Origin of the sequence: Methylobacter sp., from assembly GCF_030680395.1 — a bacterium.
GTDB lineage: Bacteria > Pseudomonadota > Gammaproteobacteria > Methylococcales > Methylomonadaceae > Methylobacter_A.
Window position 1 is genome coordinate 1 of sequence record NZ_JAUXVR010000042.1, and the last position, 13,466, is coordinate 13,466.

Sequence of the window (13,466 nt, forward strand, 5' to 3'; positions counted from 1 at the left end):
TTTATTCGATCAACGGCTTTTTCCATGCCCCTGCGTGGTCGATCTTTATTATCGTCGTTGGGCTATCGAGAACCACTACCGCGACGAAAAAGTCGGTTTCGAGATCGAACGATTTCACAGTAAAACCGTTAATGGCATCCCGCAAGAACTGTTTGCCATTCTCATCGTTTGCGTCATCGCCAGTGTAGTGACCGCACTGTTTGTCTCCTCCGAAGCGCTGGAAACCGAACATTGCAACCAAGCTCCGCAACTTAAAAACGCCGCTAAAGCCTTTGCTCGCGAAGCGGCCATTCTGACGGCCATGAATCCGGACCGTGCCTTTGCCATTTTTCAAGAATTATTAGACGATATTCGACGGGTCAAATATTACCAACCCCATGAGCCTAAGCCCTCAACGCCACGTATTAATAAAGCCTCAGCTAATAAATGGCAAGGGCGCCGATCTCAAAAAATAACAGTGGCGGCTTAAGTCAACAGCATTGACCTCAGAGTATGACCCCATTGATTCTCCATTGATTACTCATCCGTCTTTTGTGTTCTCACCCACAGCGCAAAAGTCATCATAGCCCAACCGCGGATAGCTATTTCGATATTTAGGCATAGGGATATAAACCAGCCTTCCCCGGTAGGCCATTGCTTCCAGATTAAAAGTCCCATGATGATCGATATTAATCCGCCGAACGAGGTAACTAAGATATGGGATAACTGCAAAGCATGAGCCAAGGTGATTCGCACAATACCGCGTACGATTAAAAATGTCGCGATCATCATGCTTAGCCGGGCGGGTTCTTCGGTCACACTGAGGATAATCAGGCCGCCGATAACCGCATCCAGCACCCCGACTTGCAGGTTTTGGAGGAAATCGCGCGTCTCCTTGGCTAAAGCAGCATCAAGACATTCCAGCAAGCCGAGCGATAAAATCACCATGCCGCTGACCGGAAGCCAGGAAAGATGCCGCGCGGTCATCACAACAGCAGTAGGGTTGAGTGCGCTGGCTATTGCCAGAGTAGCGCCGGTCAGTATGATAAGTGCGCCTTGTACCAGCAAACGCCGCCAATCCATTTCGAAGCGTTCGTAAGAAAATAGTTTTTCAAGTAAATTCATGCGGCTTTTCCTCCTAAATAAAGGGGTTGCTGTCGGTTTAATTATGTGCCGATTTTTTATGGCGCTCCATTAAACCATATTGCTTATTTAAATTCGTTAACATCCAATTAATCTATAATGCTTCATTCACTCTAATTCAATTTAAAGTCATTGAACACGGAAATAACTTATGCGTATTGTCTGTATTCTTGCCCTTGCGATTCTCTCAATTCTTGAGATTAGCCCCATTCCCATCACTCCGATATTGTTGATTTACGTCGTGGTGTTTCGTCCGGTATGGTTTTATGAGTTGGTTCTCAAGCTCTATGGCAAACATTAAAATCAGCGACAATGTAAAAAAACACCGCCTTTTCTGAGTTGGAATCCGCCAATATAGGGACGTGTTAACAGCTTTACTCCAAAGCCGGGCTTAGCTGATCGATCCTGAAGATGGTAGGATTAGAGCGTAAAATCTCCGCCCGGCAGAATTTGGAAATAGTAAACTTTCCAATATCTTGAAGTAACTTATATGAATTTAAAATGAAACCGATTTTTTACCGTCCTGCTCAGCTGCGCGGCTTGGCTTTTTTGGGCTTATTGTTGCTGGCTCTGGCCATACTCGGCGGCATGATCTGGCGAAATGTACATCACTTTGAAACGGTTTTTTCTTATGTTAACTATTCGCATCGCATCCAGAATGTATCGGTGGGCCTACAGCAATCGCTGATTGAATATCTGACCGAAACCGCGTCGGATACACATCCCGAGGCGTTAACCAAGACCCTGAATGACATGGATGTTTTGATGACTGATAAACGTTATTTGTCGCCGGAAACCAGAACGAGCCTGGAAACGGTCAGAAATATGTTGGCCGATTTGTCCGCACTAAAAAAAGAAGAAAAACACAATCGATTGTTAACGGCGCTTAAATTGATGAGCGAAACGCTGGATAACGAGGCATTGCAGCGTGAAGAATCGCTGGAGGACATCAGCCGGAATACCCAAACCGAATTGTATATGGCTCTGGCTATATTCACGGCGATATTGTTTGTAGCGGCATTATTTTTACGCTTTAGAATCCTGCACCCGCTTAATGATTTGAGAGAACTGCTGCAACGTTTGACCGAAGAAAACTTCACCCCGATCACTACTGATCATCTTGATCCGCTGCTATTGCCGGTGTTTAACAGCTATAACGAGATGGTCAAACATCTTGCCGAACTCGAAGATGTCAACCGCCTACATGCGCAATCGTTGCAACATGAAGTCAGGTTAGCCACGCAAGCCTTGCTGGAACAGCAATACAGCTTGGCGAAAACCGACCGGTTGGCGGCAATAGGTGAAGTGGCAGCGGAATTAGCGCATGAGATACGTAACCCGCTGGCCGGAATTCAAATGGCATTTAATAATTTACGTCGCGAAATTGAGGACAGAGATCAGCTGGAAAGACTGGATTTGATTAATGCCGAACTGAAACGGATGGCAAGATTGCTTAACGACATGCTCGATCAAAGTCGTCATTCGCCGGAAGTGGCTACCGCTTTTGATGTGCGGACGTTAATTCGTGATTTGGTGGCGCTGACCCGTTACCAGATTGCCGGATCGATACATTTGGAAATAGAGGCTCCCTGTGCGTTGCCGGTACATCTGCCTGAGAGCGGGGTGCGACAAGCTTTGTTGAACCTGATACTGAATGCGGCCGATGCGCTTGAAGGCAATCCCGGTACTATCCGTATCAAGGCTCGAACTGACAAACAGGGATTACGTATCGACGTGCAGGATGACGGCATCGGTTTTTCTCAGGATATACTGGAACATGGCATCCTCCCATTTCGTACCAGCCGTCAACGCGGTACCGGGCTTGGATTGGCGATGGTGCAACGTTTTGTAAAGGATGTCGGCGGCACGATCAGTCTTACTAATCAACCGACTCATGGCGCATGCGTCTCCATATTACTGCCCAATGACTGCATTATTAGAGATAAATTATGATAGAAACCCTGCTCATCATTGAAGATGAAAAGTTGTTAGGTTCGGAGCTGTCCCGTCATTATCGACAGTCCGGCTGGGAAGTGGCGCTGGCTAACAATCTGAGTGAAGCCAGGGAATTATTGCTGAAGAAGAAAGTAGAGCCGTTACTGATTCTTTCCGATATGAATTTGCCTGATGGTAATGCGCTGGATTTCATGGAAAAGATCAAGAAGGATATTAGCTATACCGACGCCGCCAAGGATGGCACAGGTAAGACAATGCCGGGTGCCTATGCCGAATGGCTGTTTTTAACCGGCTACGGCAATGTGCCGGATTCGGTCAGAGCCTTACGGCTGGGCGCTTACGATTTTCTGGAAAAGCCTTGCGATCTGGACCGCCTTGACCTGATAGTCGCCAGCGCCGCTCGCAGCGCATCCATTCAGCGACGGGTTGCCGATCAAACCAAGCACCGGCACCGGCGTTATTCGCCGGATGCTTATGTCGGCCATAGTCAGCAAGCGCAGGGCATACGACAGTTACTGGCAAAATTGACGCAAGTGCCGTTCAGCGCCCTGATTATCGGCGGCGAGAGCGGCACCGGCAAAGGCCTGGCGGCGCGGATATTGCATTACGGCGGCTCGCGCGCCCAGCAGCCGATGATTGAAGTGAACTGTGCGGCATTGCCGCGGGAGTTGCTGGAATCGGAATTATTCGGTCACGAACCCGGCGCCTTTACCGGAGCCGCAGGACGGCATCGCGGTTTGCTCGAACAGGCCGATGGCGGCACCCTGTTCATGGATGAAATCGGTGAAATGCCGCTGGATTTGCAGGCAAAATTGCTCAAAGTGATTGAAGACCACAAAGTCCGGCGCTTGGGCGGGGAAAAGGAAATTCAGGTCGATGTGCAGATAGTCGCCGCCAGCAACCGTGATCTGGAAAAAATGGCGCAGGACGGTAGTTTTCGCGCCGATTTATATCATCGCTTAAGTGTGTTCAAATTGATTTTGCCGCCGCTACGCGAGGCGGTAGAAGATCTGGACGAGCTGGTGCCGTTATTCGTTGCCGAATACAACGCTAAAGCCGGACGGCAGGTTAAAGATATCCCCGATACCGTATGGAACAAACTGAAAGCGCATTATTGGCCGGGCAATGTCAGGGAGTTGCGTAACGTCATTGAGCGTTGCGTATTATTCTCCGACGGGCCGACATTTCCCGGGCAATGGCTGCAATTGCCCGGGCAGCCTGCCGTCGAGGCGTTACAAACCGAACAAGGCATTTGGTTGCCGTTGGATGGCAGCATGGCGCTGGACGATATGGATTGTTTTATTATCAAGACTGCTCTGGAGCGGGCGGACAACAATTTAACCGCAGCGGCCAGAGCGCTGGGGGCTACCCGCGAAACGCTACGCTACCGGGTGCGGAAATATAATCTGAAAACAGCTGATTGATGAATTCACCGCGAAAAAACACGAAGAGCAACGTGTTTGCTATCACGCAACCGATACAGCAAAAATACCGCCAACCCCGCGCCGCTGGTATCGGCAATCCAATCGGCGGCATCAGAAAAGCGACCCTCAACAAAAGACTGATGCCATTCATCGGATATGCCGTATAAACTGCAAAAGGTAATGCTGAACAAAGCAAGTATAATAGATCCATTAAGCAGGTATTTGAAACTGCGCCATGCCAATACCCCCATTATAAAATAGGCGCCGGCATGAAGGATCTTGTCCTGCTGGGAAAACAAGCCCGGAACCGGCAGGGTAGGTTGGTCGGAAAGCCAGTAAATAAACAGGCAATAGAGAAACAGCGACGTGAAATCTAAAATCTTGGTCATAGCTTTACAATTAATGAGTAATGAAAAATTTATTTGAATTTGCCGAGGCGTTTTTTGGTCAGGCCAATGTCGATGACAAATTGGCGCTGACACATCAGGCTTGGCAAGCTTACATTGCCGGAGAATTAACGTTTACCTCGGACCGGCCTGTATTGCCGATAGAGCGGGTAACGTTTCCCGAGAGGCCGGAGTTATTGGCTCCCCGCCAGATGCCCCGGAGAAAATTGACCACGCCTGGCGGTGTAGCCGCTTTTTTTCATGCTATTGCCCATGTTGAATTTGTCGCCATTTATCTGGCCTGGGATATTTTGTATCGTTTTCGCGGCATGCCCGAACGATTTTATCAGGATTGGCTGCGCGTTGCCGATGAAGAAGCTCAGCATTTTGCATTAATCAGGACGCATTTACTGGCTATGCAGGTTGATTACGGCGATTTACCTGCGCACAGCGGTTTATGGGATCATGCCAAAGATACTGCCGATGATTTGCCGGGCAGGTTGGCGATGGTTCCTCGCTGTATGGAAGCGCGGGGATTGGATGTAACGCCTGCGCTTATTGAAAAATTCAGGATACTGGATGATGGTGCAAGCGTGGCAATTTTAACGCGTATTTTAAACGATGAAGTAGGGCATGTAGAGCTGGGGTCTTACTGGTTTAAGTTTGTTTGTCAGCAACGCGGCTTTGAATCCGAAGCCAAATACCGGGAATTAATCGATCAATATTATGTGGGCGGCAAGCCTAAAGGACCGTTTAACAGGGAATTGCGCAAAATTGCCGGTTTTTCGGATGCCGAGATAGATTGGCTGGAATGTTAATGACGTCAGCCTCCAAGGTGAAAACAATACAATTATCCCTATGACTGATACCTCAACCATTCAGGATGTACCGCCTACAGTGGAAGTCGTCGAGCAGAGCGACGGACGACGTTGCGTTAAACTGACGGGTAGCTGGAATCTTCGCAGTCTGGTAACAGCAACCGATCTGAACCGGAAAATCAGCTCGTACGCAGCTAATAAAAACATTCAGTGGGATATGAGCTCGATTGACGTGCTCGATAGCGCCGGCGCCTTGATTCTCTGGAAAGCCTGGGAAAAAACGATACCGGTTGCGTTGCAGATGAAGCCTGAACATCAACGTTTATTCGAGCGCTGGGACGCCCAGAAAGTTCCTGAACCCGAACCGTCGAGTTCCCGATCAAACCTGATCATCAAATACGTCCGGCAACTGCTTGCCAGCTTTTGGGTACAGTTGCTGGAACTGGTGACTTTATTAGGTCAACTGGTTCTGGATATAGGTTATCTGTTGCTGCATCCGGGCGGTATTCCCTGGTCTGAAATTTCCATCACGATTTATGAATCCGGAGTTCGGGCTCTGGGTATCACCGCTCTGGTGGGCTTTTTGATCGGCATTGTGCTCAGCTATCTGTCGGCGTTGCAACTGAAGATTTTCGGGGCGGAGATTTATATCATCGATATTCTGGGTTTGAGCGTCATACGCGAGTTAGGGCCTTTGCTGGCAGCTATTCTGGTTGCGGGTCGTTCAGGTTCGGCAATGACGGCGCAAATCGGCATCATGCGGGTGACAGAGGAACTCGATGCCCTATCGGCCATGGGCATATCTCATTCATTGCGCCTGATTCTGCCCAAGGTGGTGGCGTTGACCATCGTTTTACCGCTGATAAGCGTATGGACCAGTGCCCTGGCGCTGATAGGCGGCATGGTTTCGGCGCAAAATACGCTGGACATCAGTTACCAGCAATTTTTCCTTAAATTGCCTGATGTGGTGCCGCTGATTAACGTTTTTATCGGTCTGGGGAAAAGCGCGGTTTTCGGTTTGATGATTGCGCTGATTGCCTGTCATTTTGGTTTCAGGATCAAGCCGAATACAGAAAGCCTGGGCAATGAAACCACTAATTCCGTGGTGGCGGCCATTACCGTGGTGATTATGGTCGATGCGGTATTCGCTATTTTGTTTATGAATGTTGGAATGCCATGAGTAATTCATACGCAATACAGCTGGAACATGTCTGGACCAGTTTCGGCGATCCCGACAAGGGCGGCAAAATTGTTCATAAAGATATTAGTCTTTCTCTGGAACATGGCGAGATTTTGGGATTGGTCGGCGCATCGGGTTGCGGCAAGACCACATTACTGCGCGAAATCATCGGTCTGCAAATACCCACTCAGGGTGAGGTGTTTGTGATGGGGCAATCTTTAAAAAACGCTGATTCCGGTCATGGCCAGCGACTGCGTAACAATTGCGGCGTACTGTTTCAGAAAGGCGCGTTATTTAGCGTTTTAAATGTTTTTGATAATATTGCCTTTCCACTACGGGAGCTGGGCTTTCGTGATGAGGAATTGATTACGCGCATCGTGTTTATGAAACTGGCAATGGTCGGCTTGGCTGACAGTGACGCGTGGTTAAAACCGGCCGATTTGTCGGGCGGCATGACCAAGCGGGTCGCGCTCGCCCGCACTATGGTTCTGGAGCCCGGGCTGTTATTGCTTGATGAGCCGACCTCGGGTCTTGATCCTATTTCCGGCGAGGACTTTGTCAGTTTGTTATCCGAATTGCATAAGGATCTTCATTTTACGGTAGTTATGGTGACCCATGATTTGGATATATTGCGGGATTTGTGCACCAAGGTTGCCGTGTTGGCGGATAATCAGTTGGTTGCTTTTGGAACACTGGCTTCCGTTTTAAACTGCAAGCATCCTTTTGTGGAGAAATTCTTTCACAATAAACGCGCTGAACGGGTATTTCAATATCAGGAGACTGCTCATGAGTAGAGAAAATCATGCACTGATTACCGGCCTGTTTCTGATTGCTTTGGTAACGGCATCGACGGCGATTATTTTCTGGATTGGCACCATCAATCAGGAGCGCAATCACTATGTTATTTCGACACGGGCATCAGTTTCCGGCCTTAATCCGGAGTCCACGGTTTTTTACCGGGGCATTGCGGTGGGAAAGGTGCTTAATGTTCAGTTTGATCCTTTGGATTCCGGCACTATTCTTGTTCCCATTGAGGTCGATAAAGGTATCGTGCTGAATAAAGGTGTTTACGCAACCTTGCGCTTAAAAGGCGTGACCGGATTGACCCAGATTCAGCTGGAAGATTCCGGCACTGTAACCGAACCGTTGCCGCCGGGGGATAATCCTTTGTCGCGAATTCCTTTAGTACCATCAATGACCGATAAACTGATGGACTCGGGAGAAGAACTTTTGCATAAAGCCGATCATTTAATGCAGCGGCTTAGTTCGCTATTAAATGATGAAAATGAAAAGAATATCGGCGGTATTTTAAGCAACCTGAAAACATTAACCGACAAGCTTTCCGAATTACAAAAGAGCGTTGACAAGGCGCTTGCCGGGATACCTGCATTGAGCACGGATGCCCGAAAAACCCTAACGAATATTGATGCATTAACTAATGATTTACAGGGTTTATCCAAGGAAATGCAAAACCTCAGCGTAAAAACGGCGAGTCTTGTCGATAGCGGTAAAGCCACTGGCGATGCTTTGGCGCAGACCACATTCCCGAAAGTTAACAAGCTACTGACTGAGTTACAGGCGACAACGCAACAGGTAAAAAGAGTTGCCACGATGCTGGAGAACAATCCGCAGGAATTATTATGGGGACCCAGCCAACAGAATGCAGGGCCGGGTGAGCCGGGCTATAAGGAACCACAATGAAATATTTATTAATCGGATGGTTAATATTTGCAAGCATGGGTTGTAGCGTTACTGCCAGACAGCCTGCACTGCATGACTTCGGTTTGGCCATGTCAGCAGCGGCTCATCAGGGCAAAAGGCCAATTAGCATCAATGCTCCGACTTGGCTTTGGGATAACCGTATCCGCTATCGATTGCTTTATTCCTCACCTTCTCAAGTAAGGTTCTACGGTTTGGATCGCTGGATTGCTTCACCGCCCGAGATGTTTGAGCAGTTATTGAATTTCAGCGGCAAGGATCAGGATTATGCATTGATAATCCGACTACAGGATTTTGAACAGCAATTTGATGCGCCGGATCGGGCACGTGTGGTATTGCGTTTCTCCGCAGATGTTTATTTTAACGATAACAAACAGAAAACGAGTACACAGGAATTTTATTTGCAACAACCCACTAAAACCCCTGATGCGGCTGGCGCAATAATTGGTTTTATTGATTTGGCACACAAGGCTAATGAAAGAATCGATAATTGGGTCACCGGATTATCGGATCGCCAAGAGTAGGCAGTTTGCATGCATTAGGCAAAAAAAACCTCCCAATGCCAAGGGCAAAGGGAGGAAAAATGTACAGATACTGGATAGCTCTGAACTTTCACACTACGAGGAGGTACATGAAACTATTAGAGATAAGCTATTAAGCTTTGATCTCACGGCAAGACTGAAAATAAAAAGGCTTGCAAAAAAACGGTCGAAATAAAATACGTAATAAATAAAATCGCCGATATTCCAGAGAATATCGCTATAAATCAATTAAGGTAGTTTATTTCCCAATGACTAAAGATTATACGTATGTAACTGTATGTGCACAATACGGCTGTAAATTAATAGATTGTTTCTATTTTGTTGATAGTGACTAAAAAACAAGCACTTTTAGAATAAAAATTTAATGTCTTTGCTCAATAAATTTTATTATCTATCGATAAACCTGTTATTGAGTTGAATACCTTATATATTCAAAGCGTTAGGTATTATCTAATATTAGGTAATTTTACTAATTGTATAAATAATTCGCCTCCCTTATTCTGTAATTGCTTTAAACGTACAACTAAATTTTTAGGTTGAACTGGTTAGGCGTGCAATTGACAAGAGGTTTGGGCTTCCATGCTTTTGTCGTTGGTTTCTTTTTATAAGGATTATCACCTACACTTTAATGAGGACAAAATCATGAAAAAATCAATATTTGCATTTGCAAGTTTATTACTATTATTAGGTACATTTCTAAGTACTGCCGTTTTCGCCGAAGAACATGCCTACGCTGCAATAGAACACACTAGTGCCGCAATAGCACAAGGCAAGGCAGGCAAAGCGCCGGCATTAGTCGAGCATGCAGAAAAAGCGCTGGAACATGCAAAAATGGCCGAGAATGTGGCATTAGGCCATTCAAAAACCCAAATGCAATCCGCCGTGAAAGCACTGGAAAAAGCTATTAATGTCGGTAAGACAGGTGATGCAAAAACGGCTACCGAATCTACCGAAGAAGCCTTGGGGTTTCTTCAAGCCGGAAACAAATAACGCCAATATTCTGGAAAAAGGGCGGAGTATTCCGCCCTTTTTCTATTCCGGATTCAGCGTATATTTAATAGTCACGGTTGCACTTTAACGCTTGCGGGGAGTTTATTAGCGCCCAAAATCTGCGTTGAGTCACAATGCCAAAATACCTCCAATTAGTCGATTGCAACTTAAGCCGATCGCTATTTTTCTATTAAGTTATCCCATAAAACTGTTTACTATCCGATAGTTGTTACATTTAAAGACTGTCAAAAAATCTTATTAAACGATATAATTATATATATCAATCATCCAGTTAATGAGAATAGAGTGGATATTAAAGAATACATGAAAACACTTGGCCAGCAGGCCAGGAAAGCGGGACGGGAAATAAGCCGTACCGAGTCGGGAAAAAAAAATCTGGCTTTGCTAAAAATCGCCGAAGCCATTGAAAACAGTCAAGAACTGTTGATAGCTGAAAACCGCAAGGATTTGGATGCAGGCAAAAATAATGGCTTGGATGCAGCTTTGCTGGACAGACTGGAATTGAAGCCCGCCGGTATTCAGGCGATGGTTGAAGGTTTAAAACAGGTTGCAGCGTTACCCGATCCGGTCGGCGAAATCAGCGATTTAAGCTATCGGCCTAGTGGCATCCAAGTAGGTCAAATGCGTGTGCCTTTGGGCGTGATCGGCATTATTTATGAATCCCGCCCCAATGTGACTGTTGATGCGGCGGCCTTGTGTCTTAAATCCGGCAATGCCTGTATTTTAAGAGGCGGTTCGGAAGCCATCCATTCCAATCAAGCAATTGCATCCTGCATATCTCAAGGTCTGGAAGCGGCAGGTTTGCCGGTTGAAGCCGTGCAAATCGTGGCTACGGCGGATCGTGCGGCGGTAGGCGAATTAATCACGATGGATCAATACGTCGATGTGATCGTACCGCGCGGCGGCAAAAGCTTGATCGAACGCATTTCCACAGACGCAACGATTCCGGTCATCAAGCATCTGGACGGTATTTGCCATGTTTATATCGATGACAAGGCTGATATAGACAAGGCTATCAAGGTTGCCGTTAATGCCAAAACCCATCGTTACGGCGTTTGTAACGCAATGGAAACCTTGCTGGTTGCCGAGAGCATCGCCGCAAAAGTTCTGCCGCTGTTGGCTGAAAAATATAGAGAAAAAGGCGTCGAATTACGCGGCTGCCTTAAAACCTGTTCCTTGATTCCAAACTGCATCAGAGCGACCGAGGAAGACTGGGATACAGAATATCTGGCGCCGATTTTATCGATCAGGATAGTCGATGGCATCGATCAAGCGATGGAACATATCAATCAGCATAGTTCAGGACATACCGAAGCGATTGTGACCGAAGACTATACCTTGGCCCGCCGCTTTTTGCGGGAAGTCGACTCCAGCTCGGTGATGGTGAATGCCTCAACACGCTTTGCTGACGGCTTTGAATACGGGCTGGGTGCCGAAATCGGCATCAGCACCGACAAGCTGCATGCGCGCGGCCCGGTAGGCTTAAAAGGGCTGACTTCATTAAAATACATCGTTCTGGGTGACGGCCATATCCGGCAATAAATGATCGGTATCTTCGGCGGCACTTTCAACCCGGTTCATTACGGGCATTTACGTTCGGCGCTTGAAGTTAAGGACATCTTCGGACTTGAAGAAGTCCGGTTGATTCCCTGCGCTAATCCACCGCATCGCGAACAGCCTGCCGTAACGGTCGAAATGCGCTTGCAAATGCTGGAGCTGGCGATAAAAAACCAGCCGGGGCTGAAAATCGATACCAGGGAACTGGATAGATACGATTTGCATCAAGCGCCGTCGTATATGGTCGACACATTGGAGTCTTTAAGACAGGAGTTTCCAGCCGAACCTTTATTGTTGTTTATCGGCACTGACGCGTTCAAACATTTAACCGGCTGGCATCAATGGCGGCGGTTATTCGATTATGCGCATATTGTGGTGATGACCCGGCCGGGCTTTGAAACACAGCAGCTTGATGACTTTTTTAAAGCCAGATTGGCTGGAGCAAAGGAGTTGGCGCAAGCTATCGCAGGAAAATTATGTTTTCAGCAAGTCACCCAATTGGATATTTCGGCAACAGCTATCAGGGACATGATTGCAGATAAACATAATCCGGGTTTTTTATTACCCGATGCTGTCATAGAATACATCAAGCAACACAAGCTTTACGAGACACATTGATCTCATTATTTACACTAGGAATTTGAATGCAAGCAGAACAAATATTGAAAATTGTCCAGGATGTTTTGGATGAGCGCAAAGGGCAAAACATAACGACACTCGATGTTCGGGGCAAAACCAGTTTTACAGATTATATGGTCGTGGTAACCGGTACTTCGGACCGCCACCTGAAATCTTTATGTGAGTATGTAGCAGAAAAGGTAAAAGAAAACGGCGTTAAACCTTTAGGCATGGAAGGTGACTTGGGTTCAGACTGGGTGTTACTGGATTTGGGCGATGTGATTGTCCATGCGATGAACGCCCAGGCGCGTGGGTTTTATCAGCTTGAAAAACTATGGTCGGTTGAGGGTTCTGACGACTTTAAAGAAAGCGATCAAAAAACGGGTTAAGAACGTAAGTTTTGCCGGTCGGGCAACAGTGTTTTCGTTGCCCGATATTTCGTGCCTGATGATAGAGCAGCGGTAAGCAAACCCGAAGACTATTTCCATATTGAAATGCCGGAATGTCGGGCATAAAAGCATGCCCGACTTACATAGATTTTAGCCTTGCACCAAGTTTATTTATATTTCTTGCCAAAGCAGGCAATGACTTGACCAGCGTCATGATGCCGTATCCCAATGCCATATAAAGCAGGGCGGAACTGACATAAGGCGGATAATACTGGGCTACCCGTGCAATATATTGTCCCCAGGATAAATCAGGATAACGGCCTGAAAATAAATAGAAGCTGCCGTTGGAAATGGCAAATGCAGCCGATGTTGCCAGCGTCACCACACCAAACTGCATTGCCAGTTCAGTCATTTTCAGCGATTTAAATGCCGAACAGTAGCGGCCTGCAAACCACATTGCCGCATAGGTAGGAATCAGGAAAACATAGGCGGGCGATACGCACCAGCTGCTGGTGCCGTTTGCGATGGCGATGGTGTCAATCAATCCAGCCATAACCAGCAAGAAGACAAACAGCGCCTTTTTGCGGTAAAAACCGGCAAAGAAAAAAACCGCTAACGAGGCATCGGGCAGATGCAATACATCGCCAAAGTGATGAAAGCGCGTCAGCACCATCAGCGCGATCAACGGAATAGGTAAATACTCGATTTGGAGCCATTGTTTTATGTTCATGATGTTGTTTCCCT

Annotated in this window: 15 protein-coding genes and 1 pseudogene; 13 read left to right on the forward strand and 3 right to left on the reverse strand. The window is 47.1% G+C overall.

Annotated features, from left to right (window positions below; translation table 11 throughout):
• Nucleotides 1-469 (forward strand): annotated as a pseudogene (locus Q8L79_RS16940) (hypothetical protein); the annotation flags it as partial.
• A gap of 47 nt (nucleotides 470-516) precedes the next feature.
• On the opposite strand, the gene Q8L79_RS16945 reads toward Q8L79_RS16940, so the two are convergent.
• Nucleotides 517-1,104: a hypothetical protein gene (locus tag Q8L79_RS16945; protein WP_305273663.1), complete on the reverse strand. Its 588-nt coding sequence runs from the start codon at nucleotides 1,102-1,104 to the stop codon at nucleotides 517-519.
• A gap of 169 nt (nucleotides 1,105-1,273) precedes the next feature.
• Between Q8L79_RS16945 and Q8L79_RS16950 the strand changes: the two genes are divergently transcribed.
• The 3 genes from Q8L79_RS16950 to Q8L79_RS16960 all read left to right on the forward strand — a co-directional run bounded on the left by Q8L79_RS16950 (nucleotide 1,274) and on the right by Q8L79_RS16960 (nucleotide 4,502).
• Complete coding sequence (locus Q8L79_RS16950; protein ID WP_305273664.1) at nucleotides 1,274-1,423, forward strand: hypothetical protein; 150 nt, start codon at nucleotides 1,274-1,276, stop codon at nucleotides 1,421-1,423.
• Nucleotides 1,424-1,623: 200 nt separating this feature from the next.
• Nucleotides 1,624-3,075: a sensor histidine kinase gene (locus Q8L79_RS16955; protein WP_305273666.1), complete on the forward strand. Its 1,452-nt coding sequence runs from the start codon at nucleotides 1,624-1,626 to the stop codon at nucleotides 3,073-3,075.
• Nucleotides 3,072-4,502 (forward strand): sigma-54 dependent transcriptional regulator, encoded by a 1,431-nt coding sequence (locus Q8L79_RS16960; protein WP_305273668.1) that lies wholly within the window; start codon nucleotides 3,072-3,074, stop codon nucleotides 4,500-4,502. Before Q8L79_RS16955 ends, Q8L79_RS16960 begins: the two co-directional genes overlap by 4 nt.
• Before the next feature lie 5 nt (nucleotides 4,503-4,507).
• Here the strand turns inward: Q8L79_RS16960 and Q8L79_RS16965 are convergent, their stop codons facing one another.
• Nucleotides 4,508-4,891 (reverse strand): VanZ family protein, encoded by a 384-nt coding sequence (locus tag Q8L79_RS16965; protein ID WP_305273670.1) that lies wholly within the window; start codon nucleotides 4,889-4,891, stop codon nucleotides 4,508-4,510.
• 20 nt (nucleotides 4,892-4,911) lie between these two features.
• Between Q8L79_RS16965 and Q8L79_RS16970 the strand changes: the two genes are divergently transcribed.
• The 9 genes from Q8L79_RS16970 to rsfS all read left to right on the forward strand — a co-directional run bounded on the left by Q8L79_RS16970 (nucleotide 4,912) and on the right by rsfS (nucleotide 12,722).
• Nucleotides 4,912-5,706, forward strand: coding sequence for a ferritin-like domain-containing protein (locus Q8L79_RS16970; protein ID WP_305273672.1), 795 nt, complete (start codon nucleotides 4,912-4,914; stop codon nucleotides 5,704-5,706).
• 40 nt (nucleotides 5,707-5,746) lie between these two features.
• Nucleotides 5,747-6,886, forward strand: a complete 1,140-nt coding sequence (locus Q8L79_RS16975; protein WP_305273674.1) for an ABC transporter permease — start codon at nucleotides 5,747-5,749, stop codon at nucleotides 6,884-6,886.
• Complete coding sequence (locus tag Q8L79_RS16980) at nucleotides 6,883-7,680, forward strand: ABC transporter ATP-binding protein (RefSeq protein WP_305273676.1); 798 nt, start codon at nucleotides 6,883-6,885, stop codon at nucleotides 7,678-7,680. The genes Q8L79_RS16975 and Q8L79_RS16980 overlap by 4 nt, the downstream gene beginning before the upstream one ends.
• Nucleotides 7,673-8,587 carry an MlaD family protein gene (locus Q8L79_RS16985; protein ID WP_305273678.1) on the forward strand — a complete coding sequence of 305 codons (915 nt, stop codon included), beginning with the start codon at nucleotides 7,673-7,675 and terminating at the stop codon, nucleotides 8,585-8,587. The genes Q8L79_RS16980 and Q8L79_RS16985 overlap by 8 nt, the downstream gene beginning before the upstream one ends.
• Nucleotides 8,584-9,129 carry a hypothetical protein gene (locus Q8L79_RS16990; RefSeq protein ID WP_305273680.1) on the forward strand — a complete coding sequence of 182 codons (546 nt, stop codon included), beginning with the start codon at nucleotides 8,584-8,586 and terminating at the stop codon, nucleotides 9,127-9,129. Before Q8L79_RS16985 ends, Q8L79_RS16990 begins: the two co-directional genes overlap by 4 nt.
• 660 nt (nucleotides 9,130-9,789) lie before the next feature.
• A complete protein-coding gene (gene smbP / locus Q8L79_RS16995) occupies nucleotides 9,790-10,137 on the forward strand; it encodes a small metal-binding protein SmbP (protein WP_305273682.1) in 348 nt (115 codons plus the stop codon).
• Nucleotides 10,138-10,461: 324 nt separating this feature from the next.
• Nucleotides 10,462-11,700 carry a glutamate-5-semialdehyde dehydrogenase gene (locus Q8L79_RS17000; RefSeq protein ID WP_305273880.1) on the forward strand — a complete coding sequence of 413 codons (1,239 nt, stop codon included), beginning with the start codon at nucleotides 10,462-10,464 and terminating at the stop codon, nucleotides 11,698-11,700.
• Nucleotides 11,701-12,333, forward strand: a complete 633-nt coding sequence (gene nadD / locus Q8L79_RS17005; RefSeq protein WP_305273684.1) for a nicotinate-nucleotide adenylyltransferase — start codon at nucleotides 11,701-11,703, stop codon at nucleotides 12,331-12,333.
• A 26-nt stretch (nucleotides 12,334-12,359) separates the two neighbouring features.
• A complete protein-coding gene (rsfS, locus tag Q8L79_RS17010; protein WP_305273686.1) occupies nucleotides 12,360-12,722 on the forward strand; it encodes a ribosome silencing factor in 363 nt (120 codons plus the stop codon).
• 139 nt (nucleotides 12,723-12,861) lie between these two features.
• Here rsfS and Q8L79_RS17015 read toward each other — a convergent pair whose 3' ends face one another.
• Nucleotides 12,862-13,452 (reverse strand): hypothetical protein, encoded by a 591-nt coding sequence (locus tag Q8L79_RS17015; protein ID WP_305273688.1) that lies wholly within the window; start codon nucleotides 13,450-13,452, stop codon nucleotides 12,862-12,864.
• Between the last annotated feature and the right edge of the window lie 14 nt (nucleotides 13,453-13,466).

Coding starts and splice junctions, on each gene's coding strand:
- Q8L79_RS16985 (WP_305273678.1), top strand. CDS start 7,673: ATGAGTAGAGAAAATCATGCACTGATTACCGGCCTGTTTCTGATTGCT.
- nadD (WP_305273684.1), top strand. CDS start 11,701: ATGATCGGTATCTTCGGCGGCACTTTCAACCCGGTTCATTACGGGCAT.
- Q8L79_RS16975 (WP_305273674.1), top strand. CDS start 5,747: ATGACTGATACCTCAACCATTCAGGATGTACCGCCTACAGTGGAAGTC.
- Q8L79_RS17015 (WP_305273688.1), bottom strand. CDS start 13,452: ATGAACATAAAACAATGGCTCCAAATCGAGTATTTACCTATTCCGTTG.
- smbP (WP_305273682.1), top strand. CDS start 9,790: ATGAAAAAATCAATATTTGCATTTGCAAGTTTATTACTATTATTAGGT.
- Q8L79_RS16950 (WP_305273664.1), top strand. CDS start 1,274: ATGCGTATTGTCTGTATTCTTGCCCTTGCGATTCTCTCAATTCTTGAG.
- Q8L79_RS16960 (WP_305273668.1), top strand. CDS start 3,072: ATGATAGAAACCCTGCTCATCATTGAAGATGAAAAGTTGTTAGGTTCG.
- Q8L79_RS16970 (WP_305273672.1), top strand. CDS start 4,912: ATGAAAAATTTATTTGAATTTGCCGAGGCGTTTTTTGGTCAGGCCAAT.
- Q8L79_RS16965 (WP_305273670.1), bottom strand. CDS start 4,891: ATGACCAAGATTTTAGATTTCACGTCGCTGTTTCTCTATTGCCTGTTT.
- rsfS (WP_305273686.1), top strand. CDS start 12,360: ATGCAAGCAGAACAAATATTGAAAATTGTCCAGGATGTTTTGGATGAG.
- Q8L79_RS16945 (WP_305273663.1), bottom strand. CDS start 1,104: ATGAATTTACTTGAAAAACTATTTTCTTACGAACGCTTCGAAATGGAT.
- Q8L79_RS16990 (WP_305273680.1), top strand. CDS start 8,584: ATGAAATATTTATTAATCGGATGGTTAATATTTGCAAGCATGGGTTGT.
- Q8L79_RS16955 (WP_305273666.1), top strand. CDS start 1,624: ATGAAACCGATTTTTTACCGTCCTGCTCAGCTGCGCGGCTTGGCTTTT.
- Q8L79_RS16980 (WP_305273676.1), top strand. CDS start 6,883: ATGAGTAATTCATACGCAATACAGCTGGAACATGTCTGGACCAGTTTC.
- Q8L79_RS17000 (WP_305273880.1), top strand. CDS start 10,462: ATGAAAACACTTGGCCAGCAGGCCAGGAAAGCGGGACGGGAAATAAGC.